The organism is Acinetobacter larvae (assembly GCF_001704115.1).
GTDB lineage: Bacteria > Pseudomonadota > Gammaproteobacteria > Pseudomonadales > Moraxellaceae > Acinetobacter > Acinetobacter larvae.
Window position 1 is genome coordinate 1181598 of sequence record NZ_CP016895.1, and the last position, 18942, is coordinate 1200539.

The 18942-nt window shown below is 45.2% G+C and carries 16 protein-coding genes and 1 pseudogene; 12 read left to right on the top strand and 5 right to left on the bottom strand.

Annotated features, from left to right (window positions below):
• Window positions 1-149 precede the first annotated feature (149 nt).
• From mdcA to madM, 9 genes are all read left to right on the top strand, one after another.
• Window positions 150-1829: a malonate decarboxylase subunit alpha gene (gene mdcA, locus BFG52_RS05265; RefSeq protein WP_067553348.1), complete on the top strand. Its 1680-nt coding sequence runs from the start codon at window positions 150-152 to the stop codon at window positions 1827-1829.
• Entirely contained in the window at window positions 1829-2869 is a 1041-nt protein-coding gene (locus BFG52_RS05270) for a triphosphoribosyl-dephospho-CoA synthase (RefSeq protein ID WP_228703803.1), read from the top strand. Before mdcA ends, BFG52_RS05270 begins: the two co-directional genes overlap by 1 nt.
• Window positions 2850-3146, top strand: a complete 297-nt coding sequence (locus tag BFG52_RS05275; RefSeq protein ID WP_067553349.1) for a malonate decarboxylase subunit delta — start codon at window positions 2850-2852, stop codon at window positions 3144-3146. Before BFG52_RS05270 ends, BFG52_RS05275 begins: the two co-directional genes overlap by 20 nt.
• Window positions 3143-4024, top strand: coding sequence for a biotin-independent malonate decarboxylase subunit beta (locus BFG52_RS05280; RefSeq protein WP_067553350.1), 882 nt, complete (start codon window positions 3143-3145; stop codon window positions 4022-4024). Before BFG52_RS05275 ends, BFG52_RS05280 begins: the two co-directional genes overlap by 4 nt.
• The gene (mdcE, locus tag BFG52_RS05285; protein ID WP_067553351.1) at window positions 4024-4860 is read left to right on the top strand and encodes a biotin-independent malonate decarboxylase subunit gamma; all 837 of its coding nucleotides are present in this window, start codon (window positions 4024-4026) and stop codon (window positions 4858-4860) included. The genes BFG52_RS05280 and mdcE overlap by 1 nt, the downstream gene beginning before the upstream one ends.
• Window positions 4857-5468 carry a malonate decarboxylase holo-ACP synthase gene (locus tag BFG52_RS05290; RefSeq protein WP_067553352.1) on the top strand — a complete coding sequence of 204 codons (612 nt, stop codon included), beginning with the start codon at window positions 4857-4859 and terminating at the stop codon, window positions 5466-5468. The genes mdcE and BFG52_RS05290 overlap by 4 nt, the downstream gene beginning before the upstream one ends.
• Window positions 5469-5535: 67 nt before the next feature.
• The gene (mdcH, locus tag BFG52_RS05295) at window positions 5536-6465 is read left to right on the top strand and encodes a malonate decarboxylase subunit epsilon (protein WP_067553354.1); all 930 of its coding nucleotides are present in this window, start codon (window positions 5536-5538) and stop codon (window positions 6463-6465) included.
• 45 nt (window positions 6466-6510) lie between these two features.
• Window positions 6511-6921 (top strand): malonate transporter subunit MadL, encoded by a 411-nt coding sequence (madL, locus tag BFG52_RS05300; protein WP_067553356.1) that lies wholly within the window; start codon window positions 6511-6513, stop codon window positions 6919-6921.
• Complete coding sequence (gene madM, locus BFG52_RS05305) at window positions 6914-7678, top strand: malonate transporter subunit MadM (RefSeq protein WP_067553358.1); 765 nt, start codon at window positions 6914-6916, stop codon at window positions 7676-7678. The genes madL and madM overlap by 8 nt, the downstream gene beginning before the upstream one ends.
• 535 nt (window positions 7679-8213) lie before the next feature.
• Here madM and BFG52_RS05310 read toward each other — a convergent pair.
• The 5 genes and pseudogenes from BFG52_RS05310 to BFG52_RS05330 form a co-directional block, all read right to left on the bottom strand.
• Window positions 8214-9122, bottom strand: a pseudogene (locus tag BFG52_RS05310) (LysR family transcriptional regulator); the annotation flags it as partial.
• Between the two features lie 269 nt (window positions 9123-9391).
• Window positions 9392-10663, bottom strand: a complete 1272-nt coding sequence (locus BFG52_RS05315) for an MFS transporter (RefSeq protein WP_067553359.1) — start codon at window positions 10661-10663, stop codon at window positions 9392-9394.
• Window positions 10656-11066, bottom strand: coding sequence for a cupin domain-containing protein (locus BFG52_RS05320; protein ID WP_067553360.1), 411 nt, complete (start codon window positions 11064-11066; stop codon window positions 10656-10658). Before BFG52_RS05320 ends, BFG52_RS05315 begins: the two co-directional genes overlap by 8 nt.
• Before the next feature lie 98 nt (window positions 11067-11164).
• The gene (locus tag BFG52_RS05325) at window positions 11165-13291 is read right to left on the bottom strand and encodes a TonB-dependent siderophore receptor (protein WP_067553361.1); all 2127 of its coding nucleotides are present in this window, start codon (window positions 13289-13291) and stop codon (window positions 11165-11167) included.
• Between the two features lie 198 nt (window positions 13292-13489).
• Entirely contained in the window at window positions 13490-14329 is an 840-nt protein-coding gene (locus BFG52_RS05330; protein ID WP_067553362.1) for a helix-turn-helix transcriptional regulator, read from the bottom strand.
• 286 nt (window positions 14330-14615) lie between these two features.
• Between BFG52_RS05330 and BFG52_RS05335 the strand changes: the two genes are divergently transcribed.
• The 3 genes from BFG52_RS05335 (at window position 14616) to BFG52_RS05345 (ending at window position 18902) form a co-directional block, all read left to right on the top strand.
• Window positions 14616-15143 carry an RNA polymerase sigma factor gene (locus BFG52_RS05335; protein WP_067553363.1) on the top strand — a complete coding sequence of 176 codons (528 nt, stop codon included), beginning with the start codon at window positions 14616-14618 and terminating at the stop codon, window positions 15141-15143.
• A gap of 66 nt (window positions 15144-15209) precedes the next feature.
• Window positions 15210-16103: a FecR family protein gene (locus BFG52_RS05340; protein WP_067553364.1), complete on the top strand. Its 894-nt coding sequence runs from the start codon at window positions 15210-15212 to the stop codon at window positions 16101-16103.
• A 90-nt stretch (window positions 16104-16193) separates the two neighbouring features.
• The gene (locus BFG52_RS05345) at window positions 16194-18902 is read left to right on the top strand and encodes a TonB-dependent hemoglobin/transferrin/lactoferrin family receptor (RefSeq protein WP_081408627.1); all 2709 of its coding nucleotides are present in this window, start codon (window positions 16194-16196) and stop codon (window positions 18900-18902) included.
• Window positions 18903-18942 lie beyond the last annotated feature (40 nt).

Genomic DNA, 18942 nt, shown 5'->3' on the forward strand with positions numbered 1-18942 from the left:
TAGACCCAGCGCGCTGGGTCTTTTTTTGGGTCTTTTTCATTAGAACATTAACTTGAAGTTAATGAACTGAGATTAAGGTTGATTGATTAAAAGTGTGCAACAGGCTTTGATAGGTTGAGTCAAAGACTTAACCATCAAAGGGAATTGATATGCAAAGTTCTGTTGTACAACCCGACAACTTATGGTCAACACGTCGCTATGCCAAGCAACAAAAAATAGCAAATGCCAAGAAATATACCGATGGTATGGTGATCGCGACGGCGGATATCGTGCGTGTATTGGAGATTTTAATTTGCCCAGGCGATAAAGTAGTCTTGGAAGGTAATAATCAAAAGCAAGCCGATTTTTTATCACGATCTTTGGCGCAAGCCAATCCGAAAGTCCTACATGATCTACATATGATTATGCCCAGTGTTGGGCGTCCTGAACATCTAGATTTATTTGAACGCGGTATTGCACGTCGATTAGATTTTTCTTTTGCCGGGACACAGAGTTTAAGAATTAGCCAATTATTAGAAGATGGTTTATTGGAAATTGGCGCCATACATACTTATATCGAGTTGTATTCGAGATTATTGGTTGATTTGATTCCCAATGTAGTGCTATCAGCCGGTTTTATGGCAGATCGACATGGCAATATTTATACCGGTCCAAGCACTGAAGATTCTCCGGCACTAATTGAACCCGCTGCATTTAGTAACGGTATTGTGATTGTGCAAGTCAATGAGTTAGTCGATGACGTGACCGATTTACCACGTGTTGATATTCCTGCTTCGTGGGTCGATTTTGTGGTGGTGGCTGATCGACCATTTTATATCGAACCTTTATTTACCCGCGATCCCAAACATATTAAACCCGTACATATTTTAATGGCGATGATGGCGATACGTGGCATTTATGAACGCCATCAAGTGCAATCTTTAAATCATGGTATCGGTTTTAATACTGCGGCAATAGAGCTTATTTTACCGACTTATGCGGAGTCCTTGGGGCTGAAAGGGAAAATATGCCGTCATTGGACTTTAAATCCACATCCGACTTTGATTCCTGCGATTGAAACGGGCTGGGTAGAGCATGTGCACTGCTTTGGTACTGAATTAGGCATGGAGCAGTATATTGCAGCCCGACCTGATATCTTTTTTACTGGGCGCGATGGTTCTTTACGTTCCAATCGCATGATGTGTCAGCTTGCTGGGCAATATGCTGTGGATTTATTTATTGGTGCCACCTTGCAAATCGATGCACATGGTCATTCTTCTACGGTGACCAAGGGACGTTTGGCTGGATTTGGTGGTGCGCCCAATATGGGGCATGACCCGCGTGGGCGCCGTCATGCCACACCGGCATGGCTGGATATGCGTAGCAGTACCTTTCAAGGGGATGATACCTATTTGGCACGTGGTAAAAAGCTGGTTGTGCAAATGGTGGAAACTTTTCAAGAGGGCGGAAAGGCGACTTTTGTAGAGCAGTTAGATGCAATCGCAGTGGCGAAAAAAGCAGCCATGCCCTTGGCGCCGATCATGATTTATGGCGATGATGTAACGCATTTATTGACAGAAGAAGGCATTGCGTATCTGTATAAAGCCGAAAGCTTGGCACAACGTGAAGCCATGATTGCCGCTGTTGCCGGCGTGACCGATATTGGTTTAGCGCAGAACCCGCAAACAACGGCACGTTTACGCCAAGACGGTTTGGTGGCATTTCCTGAAGATTTGGGCATACGACGTACCGATGCAACACGTGAATTATTGGCTGCCAAGAACATTGCAGAATTGGTTCGTTGGTCCGATGGTTTATACCAAGCACCGGCTCAATTTAGGAGTTGGTAATGCATGCGATGTTAATAAGACCAAGCACTACGCAGCAACGTGAGCGCTATAACCGAGTAACGCTGCGTGAATCTATATTTAGCGCTGAGCAAGTCCAGCAGCATCAACGTGTAGTGCAACCAGAGATCACAAACAGTATTTTGGCTCAGCTGGCAGTACAAGCACTGCTGGATGAAGTCAATTTGACTCCGAAGCCAGCTTTGGTTGATCAACGCGGAGCAGGCGCACATCAGGATTTAAGCCTCCCATTAATGGAAGATTCTGCGCGGAGTCTTTATACAACTTTTTTGAAAATGGCGACTGCGGCACAACGGCATCAGGCTATCGATCGCGCATTGCGTGCTGAGATTGGGGCAATCGGGCGTCTTGGTGAGCAACAGATGCTTGAGCGAACGCAGGGCGTAAATACCCATCGTGGTGCAATTTGGGCGATGGGACTCATGGTGACCGCCACTGCATGGCTATGCAAAGTTGCACGTTTAACAGACCCCTGTATCCCAGCCCATCAGAATTTTTCTGTGCTTAAGGTCTGTGCCGTCGCTGGGCAAATTGCGCGTATTGAAGATCCTTATTTAAAAAATAACACGCCAACATCGCTCAGTCATGGACAACGTGTGCAACAACGCTATGGGCTTGAGGGCGCGAAACAGCAGGCGCAACAAGGCTTTCCATTGATTAGCCGTTTGGGGTGGGTGCAATTACAAGCCGATCGTCATCGTGGTGTAGATGAAGCAAGTGCACGTTTAAATGCTTTATTACGCATGATGACCGTAATGAGTGATACCTGCGTAGTGCATCGTGGTGGTCTGTTGGCGTTGCAACGTATGCAACACGGCGCGCAACAGGTTTTAGCCAGTGGTGGATGTAGCACCTTATCTGGAAAGGCAGCATTGGCACAATTAGAAAACCAATTATTGGCGATGAATGCTTCACCAGGTGGTGCAGCGGATTTATTGGCAGTGTTGTTATTTATTGATGCAATCGCAGCAGGACGGGCATGGAAAAACAAGGAAGAAAGCAATGGAAACATTACATTTTGAGTATCCGGCGGATGGGATGGTGACACGCTCTGCGGTGGTGGGCTGTGTTGGGTCTGGTGATTTAGAGGTTTTGGTGCAGCCGAATCCCTTAGATAAAACCCGGATTCAGGTACGCACAGCGATCGATGGCAGCGCACAGCGGTGGCAGAATTTATTTGAACGGATGTTTGCGGTCAATTTACCACCAGCCGTCGATATACAGATTCATGATTTTGGTGCAACACCGGGCGTAGTTCGACTTCGATTGGAACAGGCATTGGAGGAGGTGCAGTCATGAAGAGTAAAACATTGAAGCAGCCACTGCATACAGCATCTGCAAAAGCATTTGCCCACAATAAGAGTTTTATTGAATTAGGCGCAAGAGCACGTGTGCAATCACTGGTCGATCAAGGCAGTTTTAGAGAATTGCTTGGACCTTTCCAGCAAGTCATGTCTCCTTGGCTGATTCAGCAAAATATTATTCCACAATCTGATGATGGTGTCGTGATTGCCAAAGCAACGCTCTCAGCTCAGCCGGTGGTGGTGATCGCCATAGAGGGTGTCTTTCAAGGAGGGAGTTTAGGCGAAGTCAGTGGTGCCAAGATTGCGGCTGCTTTAGAAATGGCATTGGCTGATAATCAAAATGGAGTGGCGACCACTGCAATTTTATTGTTAGAAACCGGTGGGGTAAGGTTACAAGAAGCCAATTTAGGCTTGGCAGCCATTGCTGAAATTCAATCTGCCATTGTGGCTTTACGCCGCTATAGACCTGTGATCGCGGTGATTGCGGGGAGTGTGGGTTGTTTTGGTGGGATGTCCATCGCAGCGGGGCTTTGTAGCTATTTGATCATGACACAAGAAGGGCGCTTAGGTTTGAATGGTCCGCAGGTGATTGAGCAAGAGGCAGGCACAGCAGAATATGATGCCAAAAATAGACCTTTTATTTGGGGCATTTGCGGTGGTGAGCAGCGCTATGCCAGTGGGTTGGTTGATGCCTATGTCGAAGATGATTGCACCATGATTCAGCAGCACATCATGGCTTATATGCAACAAGGCGTACCCGAGCAACATCGTAGTCAACACTATAGCCGGTCTCTGGCTTTGCTACAGCAATTGGATAATAGCCAGCAGTTTAGCCCACAGGATGTGGTGGCACTTTATCAAGGAGAAAGCTAATGCATCTTTCAACACGGGGTTTAGATTGGTTTCAGGCATTGACTGAAAATTTTCAAATACGCAAGACAGCCGTTGCCTCGGTGCAAGCTGCCGATGGTGATTTGCTTGGTTATCCTGTTCGGGTCATTGCTGTGGTTGCCGATCCTCAGAATCTTTATCCAAGAGCACGACAGGGCGAAGTGGGCTTATTGGAAGGCTGGGCTTTGGCGCAAGTTGTGGATGACTTATTGCAACAAGGGCTGCAACACGCGCAGCAGCAAAAGCCATCGGAAGCCCAGCATAGAAAGCGTGCCATTTTATGCATTGTCGATGTACCCAGTCAGGCTTATGGACGCCGTGAAGAACAGTTTGGCATACATCAAGCCTTGGCAGCTGCGGTTGATCATTATGTACAAGCACGTTTGGCAGGTCATCCAATCGTGAGTTTATTGGTAGGTAAATCGATGTCTGGTGCTTTTTTGGCGCACGGTTATCAAGCCAATCGCATCATTGCGCTAAATGACCCTGAGGTGATGGTCCATGCCATGGGTAAAGTATCTGCAGCTCGGGTAACTTTACGCAGTGTCGAAGAGTTAGAGGCGTGGGCGGCGCAGATTGCACCGATGGCATATGACATTGCCAGTTATAACAGTTTGGGATTATTGGCTGCTTGTCTAGATGTCAGTAATCCAGACCAGCCCAGTGCAGAGGATGTGGCGCTTGTTCGTGCACAGATACATGCGCAAATTCAAGACATTTTACAGCAGGCACGTGTTGACTTCGCTCATCGTTATCAGGCAAAAAATCGCCAAGCATCGCAACACGTGCGTCAATTGATGGCAGCGCAGTGGTCATGAGGCAGTTGTTTAAACCACATGATCTGTTGTGGGGTTTTACTGTAGACATGCTGAGTGCTGATGCACCCGAATGGGTCGGCTCCGTCGTTGCACAGGCTTTGCCGGTTGTGGTACGTCGCGATCTATGTGCGACAGAACGGATTGCTGTGGGAATACGTGGCGCACAGCGTTGGCAACGCTATGCCACAGATATGCCCATGAAAGCAGTCAGTTGTTGTATACAACCCGAACAATTAACCACAGTGGATTTAATGCAGTTTCCGCATTTAAACCAAGCACTTTCTCGGGTGCAAAGTGTGATGCAAGACCATGCCATCAGGCAATGGGGCTATACCGGCAGTGTTGGCTATGAGTTGGCGACGCATTTAGCTTGCGTCCATCAAGCAAGTGATATTGATTTAATCATTCGCTGTGATCAAGCTTTATCACAAAGCTTTGCACAACAGCTGTTACAGGATTTTACCGATGCCCAGCTCAACGTGGATATTCAGTTGCAGACCCCACTGGGGGCGATCGCTCTGAAAGAATGGGCGAGTAAGCGCGCTAAGGTGTTATTAAAGCGCCAAGATAGTGCGGTATTGGTGAGCAATCCTTGGGCAGCGTCTTAGGTTAGATCTTAGGTTAGATCTTAGATTAGATCTTGGGTTGAAGCTTGGGCTGAGTAGGAGGCAATGGATGCGTTCAATTTTAGTATTCCCTGGGCAGGGTGCACAAAAAGTCGATATGTTACATGCGCTTTATGATGATCCACTGGCAAAGCAATATATCGATCAAGCCTCTGATTGTTTGGGTGAAGATGTGCTGTGCTTAGATCAAGCTAGCGCTTTAAAGAGCACCTATGCGGTACAGATTTGTTTATATATTGCCGGTGCGATTAGCAGCGCATGGTTATATGCCCGCAATGTGCGAACGGATTATGTAGCGGGTTTGTCGATTGGCGCTTGGGCTGCTGCCCAAGCGGCTGGGGTTTTAAGCTTTGAAGACGGTTTAAAACTGGTCGCCAAACGTGCGCAACTGATGCAGCAAGCCTATCCGCAGGGTTATGGCATGATGGCGATTTTATCAGCAGAATATGCCTGTGTTGCAGCTTGGGTTGCACAAGTGCATGAGCAAGGTGGTGTGGTATTTGTTGCCAATATCAATGCAGATCGGCAAGTGGTGATTTCAGGGACGCACAGTGCAATGCAATCCGTTGCTGCTTATGCCCAGCAACAAGGTGTCAAGAGCATATTGCTGGATGTCAGTGTGCCATCACATTGTGCATTGTTAACGCAACAAGCAGAGCAATTGGCACAGGCAATGCAAGAGCTTACTTATCAGCAGCCACAGATTGCTTATTTGAGTGGCAGTTCGGGGCGTTTGTTATCACAGGGTAGCGCCGTGATAGACGATATTTGTTTCAACATGTGCAGAATGATTGATTGGGAAAGTACCGTGCAAGCGGCATGGGAAAGAGGTGCACGTATCTATATGGAGGCATTGCCTGGAACGGTTCTGTCAGGTCTGGCCAAAAAAGTTTTTCGGGAGGGGCGCATCCATTCATTTCAAATAACATCTTTAGAAAATTTAGTCGTCGCGCTGCAACATCAAGGAGATTTGGCGTGAGCTACTAGTCGATAGTACAAAACTCAATGGATAGAGGATATTAAAATGATTATTTATGGTGTTGGTTTACTGGCAATTTCAACAATTATTGGGGTCATTCTTGGTGATCTACTCGGGGTGCTTTTTGGTGTACATTCCAATGTCGGTGGAGTAGGGATCGCGATGATCCTATTAATCTGCATCAGAATTTGGATGGAAAAGCATGGTCTCATGCACATCGAAACAGAACGAGGTGTCGCGTTCTGGGGCACTATGTATATTCCAATCGTGGTTGCTATGGCTGCACAACAGAACGTGATTACCGCTTTGTCGAGTGGGCATATGGCATTATTTGCTGCGGTCTGTACGGTTGCAGTCTGTACGTTAACCATCGCAGTATTAAGTCGTTATCACAAAGGTGAGCCTTTGCCTAGCGAACAACAAGATGCTGCTATAGGAGTAAAACTTCATGGTTGATTTACTCTTAAAAGATCTCACCAGTTTAGGTTTGATTACCGCTTTTGCTTTAATTGCCTTGATTATGTGGCTTTCTACCAAGCTGTCTAAATATTTGACCCGAGGTCGGGTACATGCCTCTGCCATTGCCATCGTGATTGGATTAATTTTGGCGTGGTTTGGCGGCTTTGTAACAGGAGGTCAAAAAGGCATTACCGATATCAGTTTATTTGCTGGAATTGGTTTAATGGGGGGTGCCATGCTGCGTGATTTCGCCATTGTCGCTACGGCCTTTGAAGTACAGGCGACAGAAGCCAAAAAAGCCGGATTTATCGGTGCATTGTCCTTATTATTGGGTACGATTTTACCGTTTATAGTCGGTTGTATCTTCGCTTGGATTTTTGGTTATCGTGATGCCGTCAGTATTACCACCATTGGTGCCGGCGCGGTCACTTATATTGTTGGTCCGGTAACGGGTGCTGCAATTGGTGCCAGCTCCGATATCATGGCACTATCGATTGCTACAGGCTTAGTCAAAGCCATTTGCGTCATGGTGTCTACGCCAATGACCGCAAAATTTATGGGCTTGGATAATCCACGCTCAGCAATGATTTTTGGTGGATTAGCAGGCACAGTCAGTGGTGTTTCTGCAGGTTTAGCTGCAACGGATCGTCGTTTAGTGCCTTATGGTGCTTTAACGGCGACATTCCATACCGGACTGGGCTGTTTGATGGGACCAACAGTATTATTCTTTGCGGTAAAAGCCTTGTTGGGTTAATTGGGCTTAGCTGAGACTTGGTATTTCGTTGGACTAATTGTGAACTTAGCTGAGACGTGGTATTTCGTTGGGTTAATTGAACTTAGCTGAGACGTGGTATTTCGTTGGGTTAATTGTGAACTTAGCTGAGACGCGGTATTTCGTTGGACTAATTGTGAACTTAGCTGAGACGCGGTATTTCGTTGGACTAATTGTGAACTTAGCTGAGACGCGGTATTTCGTTGGGCTAATTGTGAACTTAGCTGAGATACGCTGTTTCTGCTTAGACCGAGTGTGGTTGCGGGCACTGAGCATGTAAAAAATAGAGCAACGAGGGCTGTTATGGATTGCCCTCGTTTGCCTATGGGCTGGTGCTAAGCTTATAGCGATTCGAGTCGTATGTTGAGCTGTAGTTGGCTAGACATATATTTTATGGCGTTTTTTTCTGGTGTTTAGATCTGTTGGGCTGGGCTGGATTACTGCACTGCGGTGTTTTGCGGTACTGGCTCAGCGAGTGCTTTGGCGGCGCATGTTGTTGCGTAGCATGTGTTTGCCCATAGTGATAGGCAAACATGCGACATTCTGCGAGCAAGGCGAGGACATTGGGATCACGTTCTTTGCTCTTTAAAAAAACCAGGCCGATTTTCTGTTGAATGCGATAAGGTTCCTGAAGTGCAATCAGTTTGACAGAGTTTTCATAAATACTGGAAATACGCCCAGGTAATAGCGCCACACCCACCCCAGTACTGACCATACTGACTAAGGTAAATATATCGCTGACTTGTAAAAATACTTTGGGGTCTATACCCGCTTTTTGAAAGACTAGATCGCTGTCATGACGGGTTGCAAAGCCTTGCGATAAGGTTAAGAAAGTCTCATCTTTTAAGCGCGCTAGGTCGATGTGTTGTTCCTGTGCCCATTTGGCATCTTTGTGTACAGCCAAATAAATTTCATCTTCAAACAAGGGGAGATATTCAAAGCTGCTGTCTGTGCTGGATGAGTTGAGCGCAACAATAATGGCATCTAACTCAGTCGATTTTAATTTACTGACCAAATCGACATTGGAACTGAGCAAGAGTTGAATATCCAATTCACCACGTCTGAGTTTTAAACCACTAATCAAGTTTGGAATGGTATTGACCGTAAGCGAATAGAGCGAACCTAAATGCAGCACTTTGGCGGCAAAGCCAGCAGCTTCACGGGTTTTATTGACCGCAAGCAGCATATCTTGTAGCAGTTTTTGTGCGTGGTCTTGGAGTACATAAGCGCTTTTTAATGGAATTAAACGACGCCCTTCATTTTTAAACAGGGGGCAGCCCAAAGTATTTTCTAAAGAGTGTAGCGCCTTATGCACAGAGACATTACTAATTTGCAGTTCAACGGCGGTCTTGGAAAGATTGCCACAGCGCATAAAAGCTAAGAAAGTTTGAATTTTTCGAATGGTGAACTCATCGTCTATTTGCATCAAACACACTCCTTGTTTTGGGCAAAATGATGGGTGATAAGGCTGCGGCACATGATTGAGAGACAGTAAAGTTGGGCTTCGGGTTCTGGTGCTCAGCATGTGCATCTATTTGGGTATATCCAGCTTAGCGCAGTGCCTTGTCAGACTTAAATAGCCACAGTTAAAGTGGCTATTTGATGTTTTTGATTGGTATATCTATTTGAAAAAAATAAATTTAACGGATTGACTTTAGCATAGATTATAGCCATAAGCAGCGGCAAATAGGTAGATTAGGGAGCATCATTGGCTTTGAGCTGCCGCGATAGCACTACCACCACAATGGTGACGATTGCCGCCACAATGCCCATAGCAAAGCCAGCAGCATAACCCAGTGCGGCAGAGATACTCAGCAATGATGAAGACATCAGCATTTCCCCCATATCTCGTGCACTCTGTACGCAGGTCATATCGGTACCTGCTTGTTTGCCTTGTTGTGCAAAACGCATCGCTTGTGTCATTAAGGCAACGGAGGCACAGCCAGCACCAAAACATCCCAGCATGGTGGCAGCTAAAGCAGCAACAAATAAGATCTGTGTTTGCTGCAGCAAAAACAACCAAAGGACTGCCGCCAATATGCCCATTAACATCCCCCAAATAAAGATGAGACGGATACTAAAGAAACGCAGTAAAAGCGCGCCACCACCACAGCCGAGAAGAATAGTGCTAACGCCACCTAGCATACCCAATTGACCCACTTGTGTAACAGACCAGCCATGATCCAGCAGAGCCAGTTTGCCTAAACCAAAACTAGAGACCATTGCAATAGCCGAAAAAGCTGCCAGTAACAATAAGGATGTACTGCCACGACGTTGCAAAAAGCGCCCTAGGCTGGCATGGCGTTGTTGTCGCACCGTCAAAGCATCGTTTGGTGGCATGTTTGATGGTCTGTTGGATGATATGGAGGGAGCTACTGGCTGTACCGCTTTTTCTTGGCTTAAGATCAATAACACTAAACTGGTGGTTATTATGCTGATTGGCAGCAATAGCGCCGTGGATATGCCGCAATGTCCGCTCAAGATCATCACGCCTGCACCGCCAATAAAAAATCCCACCATGGTACCTGCGACTTGGATGGCATTGACTTTAGACAGCTGTGTTGTGTCAAAGCTTTCACTGGCCATTGCATCTGTGGCAATGTCTTGGGTGGCACTGGCAAAAGAAGCAATCACAGCAAGTGTAATCACCCAAGTACTGCTTGCTGGATGGATACCAATCGTGGCAACAAGAATCAGGCACAGTAACAAAATACTTTGCATCGGAATCAGCCAGCTACGGCGCCGTCCCAGTGCAGTGCTATAGTGGTTGTCGACTCTGGATGCCCATAAAAACTTAAGTACCCAAGGTAAACCCACAAAGGGTAGAAAAATAAGATTTTCTAAGCTTGCACCTTGTTGTTTGAGTAGCGTGGGGAGGGCGTCCATGGCTAAGCCTAAGGGGATTCCTTGTGATAGATACAATAAGCCAATGAGTAGCCAGCGTAGGCCGGGATGAAGATTAGTCATGATGATTTGCAACTTTTTCAATTTTGCTACCTTGTGCAGGCGTCATAAATAGCAAGCTGCCGGCATGGATGACTTCAAAACGATGCCAAGTATTGGCGGGGATAACGATGCTTTGTTCAGCGTGTAACTGGATACGCTGTACCTGTTGAAAGTTCTCATCACAATGACACAGCTCTAACGTGCCAGTAATTAATAAGATGGTTTCATCCCCTTTGGGGTGCTTTTCCCAAAAATGACCATGCAGGGCTTGGGTGTCTGCAAATTTTTTCAGCCCGACAATCCAGTCCGCTTCACTGCGCCCTTTATGGTGTATAGATTCAATAGAGCTTTTAAAATTTTTGGCATGCAGTCCAACCAATTGCTCAAATAAACTAAAAGGTTGTAGTGGTTTAATCTGTGGCATGGCAATCTCCTAAGTAAAAATGAGGCTGCCATAGCCGGTTTAGTAACTATGGCAGTCATGACAAAGCATTGTCTTGAGTGCGTCAGAGGGGATGCGTTTTAGAAATTGGCACGTAGGCTGAACATGGCAGCACGCGGTTCGCCATAACGGTTATTCCAATTCACACCTGACAGGCTATGGTAATAACGGCGGTCAAACAGGTTCTTTATATTAAGTGCGGCTTCCAGATGCGAATTGATCTGATAACGTGCACTGGCATCAAATACGCTGTAGCCACCTTGGCTGAGGCGCACAGCACCAGATTGGGTATAAAAATCACTTTGTGCTCTTAAACCTAAGCCCAGTGTCAAACGTTGTTGCAAAGACTCAGGACGATAATTTGCCCAGAGATTGAACATGTGCCGTGGCGCAAAACTGGCAAAAGCTTCACCCGCTGACTCGGCATCACGTAGGTATTTGCTGTGGTTATTGCTATAGCTGGCATTGAGTGTGAAGCTTGGACTGAGTTGTGTATTGGCTTCGAGCTCAAAGCCTCGACTACGTACACGCCCATCAGCGATATAACAGGCAGTATCAAAAGAAGAGACACAGGGATGTGCAGGGTCTTCTTGGGCGCGGTCTTGTTGAATGATTTGATAAACTGACGCATTGAGACTTAAACGTTGCTGCCATAAGTCTGCTTTGATGCCCAATTCCGTAGTACTGCCCCGCACTGGATCAAGTAATTCATCGTTATAGCTACGTTGTTGTTGGGGTTGGAAAATTTGTGCATAGCTGACATAAGTCATCCAAGCAGGGTTAAGTTGATAGACTAAACCCGCATAAGGGGTAACTTCATGATCCAGTTTATTGACTTGGTTGTTGGCTTGATGTTCCCAGTTACTGACACGCCCACCGATAATCGCTTTGAGCTGATCAGTTAAGGCAAAGCGTCCCGTTGCATAAAAACCCAATTGCTTGATGTTTTCTGGACCGCGTGACATATAGTTGCCCATATAGGGCTGCGCCACTTGGCTGGGGTCCCAATGCCATGGATCAACAGCAATATTGGGGTCTAAACGAAAATCCATCGCTGACCATTGTTCGGTCGAGGTTTTTTGATATTGCGCACCGAATAACAGCTCATGCTGACGTTGCCACAGTTGCACTGTGCCTTTGACATAAGCGTCTAGGCTGTCTTGTTTGTTTTTAAACAGATAAGAACCACCGGTTAATTTAAGACCTAGACCGGTATTGGGATCGACTTTGCCTGTTGCACCTGCATAGTCCAGCTCGGCATCGCCATCAAAGCGATTGTATTGTACATTCAGTAACCAAGCATTTTGAAACTTATAATCTATACCAGCAAAGACTCGGGTATTGTCCCAATCAAAACGGTCCCAACTGACATCCAAATAGGTATGGCGTGGCAAATGCATATCACTGCCATCGGCATAAAAAGGTACACCTGCCATATTGGTGCCGCCACGAATGCTTTGATCATGTACCCCTGCATAGAGCGTCATTTGCTCAGTCAGATCAAAATCGATGACCCCGTAGTAATTTTCTGAGCGTTGTTTGGACACATCATAAAAAAAGTCTTTGTCGGTATAACTGGCAACAAAACGTGATTTGACGCGAGCATCTGGGCTCAAGGGTAGGTTGAGATCTAGGCTGCTATTGAGATGATCCCAACGCCCATAACCGAGTGTTGCTTGTGCTGCAACATGATCCAGTGGGCGTTTGGCAACCAGATTGACCGTGGCGGCAGGGTTGCCGGTGCCCTGTAATAAACCATTGGCACCTTTGATGATTTCAACTTGCTCATACATCGCCATATCTTGTGGTGCAGACGCCATATTGCCCATTAAAATCGGTGTGCCATTTTGCGCAAAAGAATCGATTTTAAAACCACGGGTATAGTAGCTGGTGGTTAACAATTGAAAGGGTTGGGTGGTAACACCAGACGTATTTTGCATCACCTCATCTAGACTTTGTAGGTTCTTTTGCTGCATCTCTTGGGCGCTAAATACTTTAACTGAATGAGGAATATCATGCAGTGTATCGCCCAGCTTGGCTTGACTGACTTGAGCTTGGTCTGCTGTTGCGGTTAAGGTAATGGTGTCAAGCTGCGTGGGCTCATCTTGGTCAGTTGCTGCAGCATAGGCTTGGGCATAAAGCCCTAGAGAAGCTAAGCAATAACTCAGTAAGGAGACTTTAAAGACACGATTGCACAGGGTAGACATAGGCGTCCTTCAATAAATAAGAATCATTTTTATTTATTGTAAATACCGTGCTGCCGTGACTTTGGTGAAATCATCAGAGATTTTAGCGAAAGTGTATAAATTTGGCGAAAGTGTATAAATAAGCAAATGGCTTAGCTAATACTGCTTGCATTAACAGGTCTTAGGGAATTGAGCTAAAACAGCTTTGTTCAATAAACGCTAGTGACGACTACGCAGTTGTAAGGGCTTCATGCCCAAATGTTGCTTACAGAATTTACTAAAGTGTGAATCACTTAGTCCGCATTGCCAAGCAATTTCACTGATCGGCATATGGCTTTGTGCCAATAAACACCGCGCTTTGGCAATTCTTTGTTGGGTCAAATAATCATAGACACTACAGCCAAAATATTGCTGAAAAGCAAATGACAGTTTATTGGGGTTGAGTCCGACATATTGCGCCAATTGTTTAAGCGTAAAGGGGTGTTGAATATGCTGTTGTATGTGTTGCGCGGCAACTTCAAGTTGTTGTTGCAGTTGTGCGCTTAGCCCTGTTGGCTTGAGTCCTTGCTGTTGTAAAAAGCGATAGAGAATATCCAAGCCTTTGGCGGGAATTTGTAATTGGTCTAAAGGATGCTGTGGGTCAAGCGCTAAGATTTGCCGACTCAACTGTAAAATCTCAGCAGAGACGAGACCATCATTGACCAGATAATCACGTTGTTTTTGGAGTAAAGGATCAATACTGTGAGCAAAGAAATGCTGGTTTTCAGCCAAGGGGAGGCGAATAGAAACATATTGCATCGGTTGTCTCAAGCTATATTGATGCTGCACGATGAGTGGTAAGTCGTTGCGTAGCAGATGGCAAAATGGTCCTTTTAGTTGTTTGGCGGGCGCAAAAGCTGTTTCATAGCAAATTTCTCCCCTTAATAAAATCACCAATTTTAGCCCCTCGGTTTCTTGGTCTTCGGTTTTTAAGGGCGTCGTGGTGTCGGCTGCTAAACTGCCAGCTGAGATAGATAAGTCGGAAAAATGCAAGCGATGCTGCCAATGATGCTGTTGCAAGTGGATCGTCCAGAAATTTAAATCAAAGTTTCGAGAATCATTCTCATCTATATTGCGTGATTTTACCAGCTTGCATTGTCCTCATGGTATTTTTTCGCAGACATCAAGCATGTGCTCATGGATGATCATGCGCTGATATTGTGCCTGCTGTTTTGCTCGATTCGCAGGATTCAAAATAAATATTGTGAAAGAATTGAGCTGCTTGACTTGAAATTATCAGTAAAAGATTGATTATCTTGCGCAGATACAGATAATGGTTCTTATTTGTATTTGAGGGCGTTCTAATATGAAGAACTCATCTGCGACAGCTATGGATGATTTGGTTGCGCATTATGACACCCTCGTCAATTATATTAGTTTTAAATTGGGCAATCGGCAGGCAGCTTTTGAAATTGTGCAAGAGACATATTTAAGAGTTTTACAGCGCCCCGAACAGTTCCATAACCTGCATTCTCCTTTGGCTTTTCTTAAAAAAGTCAGTATGAACATCGCACTTGATTATCTCAAAAAAAATAAAAATGACGCGCAATATATTGAAAGCGTGGAAGATTTAGATGCTTTTAGCGATGCTGAAGCGCATCTACTGAGTAGCCAAGAACTCAGTCTGGTCAAAAAACAATACGGTCAATTGATTTTGGCTCATATCGCAGCCTTACCCCCGATGTGTCAGGATGTTTTTTTATTGAGTCAATTTTATGGTATGACGCAAGTTGATATTGCCAAACAGCTAGGGATTTCAAGGATGATGGTTATCAAACATTTAACCCGTGCTTTACAAAGTTTCTTGCCTATTTTTATTGAGGAGCAGCGCTAATGGCTTTTATTGAGGAGCAGCGCTAATGGCTTTTACAGTAATGGCTTTTATTGAGGATCAATGCTAATGGCGTCATCGCAACAGCCCCATACGCCGCAAGAACAGGAACATTATAGTTTGCAAGAAATTCAACACATGATTTCTTGTTTCGATGCAGAAGTTTTACCTTTTATTCCCAGTAAAGAAGCCGTTATTTTACGCGCGCGGCAACGTCGATTGAAAAAGCAGGCGCTGCTGGCATCGACCTTGGGCGTGGTGTGTGCAGTGGTGGGGCTATATGCATACAATCCGAGTTATCAAAAGCAAATGTTCGCCACGCGCATCGGGCAGCAACAAGAGGTCACTTTGACTGACGGCACGACAGTGTTGCTCAATACCAATACACAGCTTGAAATCCGTCACCATTTACGCAGTAGAGAACTGACCTTAGTACAAGGAGAGGCGAGCTTTAGTGTGCAGCATTCGCAGCAGCCGCTACGGCGCTACTTTGAACGCGCTTTTTCAGTTCAGGCTGGGCAATTGTATGTCCATGATATTGGTACGGTATTTCAAGTGCAAAAACATAATGCCACTGATGCAACGGTCAGTGTACAACGTGGTCTAGTTGAAGTCTCAACTTTAGGCTCAGATCAAGCGCCGGTTCGTTTAAGTACAGGGCAGTCTTTGACCAACCATGTGCAGCAATTGCAGTCCATTCAATGGATTGACAATGATACAGTGACGGCATGGCAACATGGGCAGCTGGTTTTTCAGCACACCCCCTTAGCGCAAGCACTACAACAATTCCAACGCTATCATGATTTCAAAGTCAGCATAGCCAGTCCCGCACTGAAACAAATCCCGATAAACGGTCAGTTTAAGACACAAAATTATCAGCAGTTTTTAACGGTATTGCCACAAGTTGCTGCGCTTAAGGTTGAGCAAGTCGACGCCAATCATTGGCGTATTCAACCAAAATAAAAAATATTTTTTGCGGGAGGTTTACATAGAATGATTCTCAATCGTCATAGCAAATGAGAATCGATATATTTTGCCGAAATGAGGTTTGCAATGGATGTAGTGACATCTGTGGATCATAGACAACATGGATATCCTAATGCTAAAGGATATCCAAGCTTTAAAATGACAGCATTGGGCGTAGTAATGGCAGCGTTGCTCTATTCATCTGCTGTGCAAGCACAAGATGTGGAGTTAAATTTACCAGCACAATCCTTACAGCGTTCGGTTGAGCAATTGGCTCGACAAAGTCAGGTCGAGATTATTTATGTGGGCAATATTCTCAATCAGAAGACGGCACCACAAATCCATGGCAAGCTCTCGGTCGAGGCAGCACTGCATAAACTGTTGCAAGGCACCAATCTGAGCTTACGACGCAGTGGCGAGACTTACCTCATCGTTGAGCGTGATCGCCCTAATCCAGCGGACAAACTACAATCACAACAGACGTCAACAACTGCCGCCGTGCAGGGCGAACTGGCGACCATTGTGCTCAAAGCCAATGATGAGCCGATAGATCTCAATCCCGCTCGTTCGGTCAGTGTGATTTCAAGGAAGCAACTCGAAGACCGTCCTGCAAAACATGCAGCCGATATGCTAGAACAAACTGCTGGTGTCTATTCGAGTGTGAGTCAGCAAGATCCTGCTTTATCGGTCAATATTCGCGGTATTCAAGACTATGGCCGTGTCAATATGAACATTGATGGCATGCGACAGAATTTCCAGAAAAGTGGTCATGGACAGCGTAATGGTCAAATGTACATTGACTCTGAATTACTGTCTGGGGTGGTGATTGAAAAAGGTGCATCCAGTGCGATGGGCGGTGCTGGGGTATTGGGCGGGATCGCTACCTTCAATACGGTCAGTGCCAGTGATTTCTTAACAGCGTCTAAGCCGGTCGGTGGGAAAATCCGTGCCAGTACGGGAGACAATGCCACAGATTTTATTGGTAGTGCCGTGATCGCTGGGCGTTATGAAAACTTTGATGCGTTATTGGGTATAAGTGATCGTCGTTTAGGCGATTATTATCCGGGGAAAAAAGGCGATATTGGTAATATTCGGGTCAATAATGCCACCAATAATTATGATAATTTCACCGATTATATTAAAAACCATAAAGTCACAGATACCAATTATAAAATGCGCTCTTATCTGGGGAAATTGGGCTGGGATATTCGTGAGGGGCAACGCTTACAACTGAGTTATCTGAAAACCGAAACAGATACCCCCAATGCCAGTGCATTAAAAGATATTCATGATCCAGATGATTATAGTAAATATTATTTAGGCTGGAAGCGTACTGGTTTTAGTCAGATCGATTCACAAAATATCGCATTAGATTATAGTTTAAAGCTCAGTGACCAGCCTTTACTCGATTTAAAAGCGAAACTGTATTATGTCAATACCAAAGATAATAGTGACACCTACCCAACCAATATTTTGGGTACCGATGGATATTGGTCAACCCTAGCGTTAAAAACCTATGGTTTGCAGCTGGAAAATACCTCGCGCTGGTCATTGTCTGATGCCAGTACCTTGAGCTTAAATTATGGTTTAGACATTTTTTATGATCAATCGAGCAGTGATTCTAATCGTGCTGTTGCCAAAGGGACCACACCAGAAGGGAATCGCTTGATGTCCAGTGCCTTTACCAATATGACTTGGGATTATGGCAATTGGTTAAATATTCAAACCGGTTTACGTTATGACCGTTACCGTTTGCGTGGTACCACAGGCTTTGAGATAGCCTCTTTCCCTTATACCAAAGAAAATCCATGTACCGAGATCAGACTGAGCAACTGTGGTGGTGCATTAAAAGAATATCGCGAATGGAATATCAATGATGAAGAAGGACAACTCAGTCCAACGCTTGCTGTTTCAGTTCATCCAGGGGTGGAATGGTTAACTTTATTTGCCAATTATGGTCAAGCATGGCGTCCACCCGCGATTACTGAAACATTAACCTACGGCAGTGCGCATAGTACTTCTACCCAATATCCCAACCCTTACTTAAAACCAGAATCAAGTCAAAGTTGGGAAGCGGGTGTGAGTGTAATAGGGCAGAATTTATTCCGTGATGGCGACCGTTTCTTTGTCAAAACCGCTTATTTTGACACACTGGTAGACAACTATATCAATCTACATATTGCACGGGTTAAACCGGGCATTTTCTCTCCGAGTATTGGTAATGCCGCCTATGTCAATAACCTTGAAAAAAGTAAATTTAGAGGCATCGAATTACAGCTCAATTATGATGCCGACTATTTTTATGTCGATCTTAACTATACCCATATGATTGGTAAAAATGATTATTGTACACCTTCTGCTTGGATGGGCGGTGTGACCTATACCGGTGGAGAGCGTGGCAATTATTATGAAATTCCAGCTGAAGATTGGAATAGTTCGATTAACTGTAATGATGGTACGATTTTTAACTCGTCTGCATTTTTACCGGGAGATCGGGGTTCATTAACCCTAGGTGGGCGTGCATTTGATCGCCGTTTAGATGCGGGTGTTATTGTCCGTTATAACCCAGGTTATCAAGATCATTCGGTTCCAACGAATTTCCCTTATCTTGCCGACTGGCCAACTTATACCTTATTTGATTTATACGGCAATATTAAAGTGAATGACCAGCTTACTTTACATGCTGCTGTAGAGAATCTGACCAATCAAGCTTATGTGGTGAACTTTGGCGATATTCAAAGCAGTACGCTGGGGCGTGGACGTACCTTCCAAGCTGGGTTGGAATATAAGTTTTAATTGTAATAAGCAGTTGATTGAGTTTTTGAAATTTAGATTT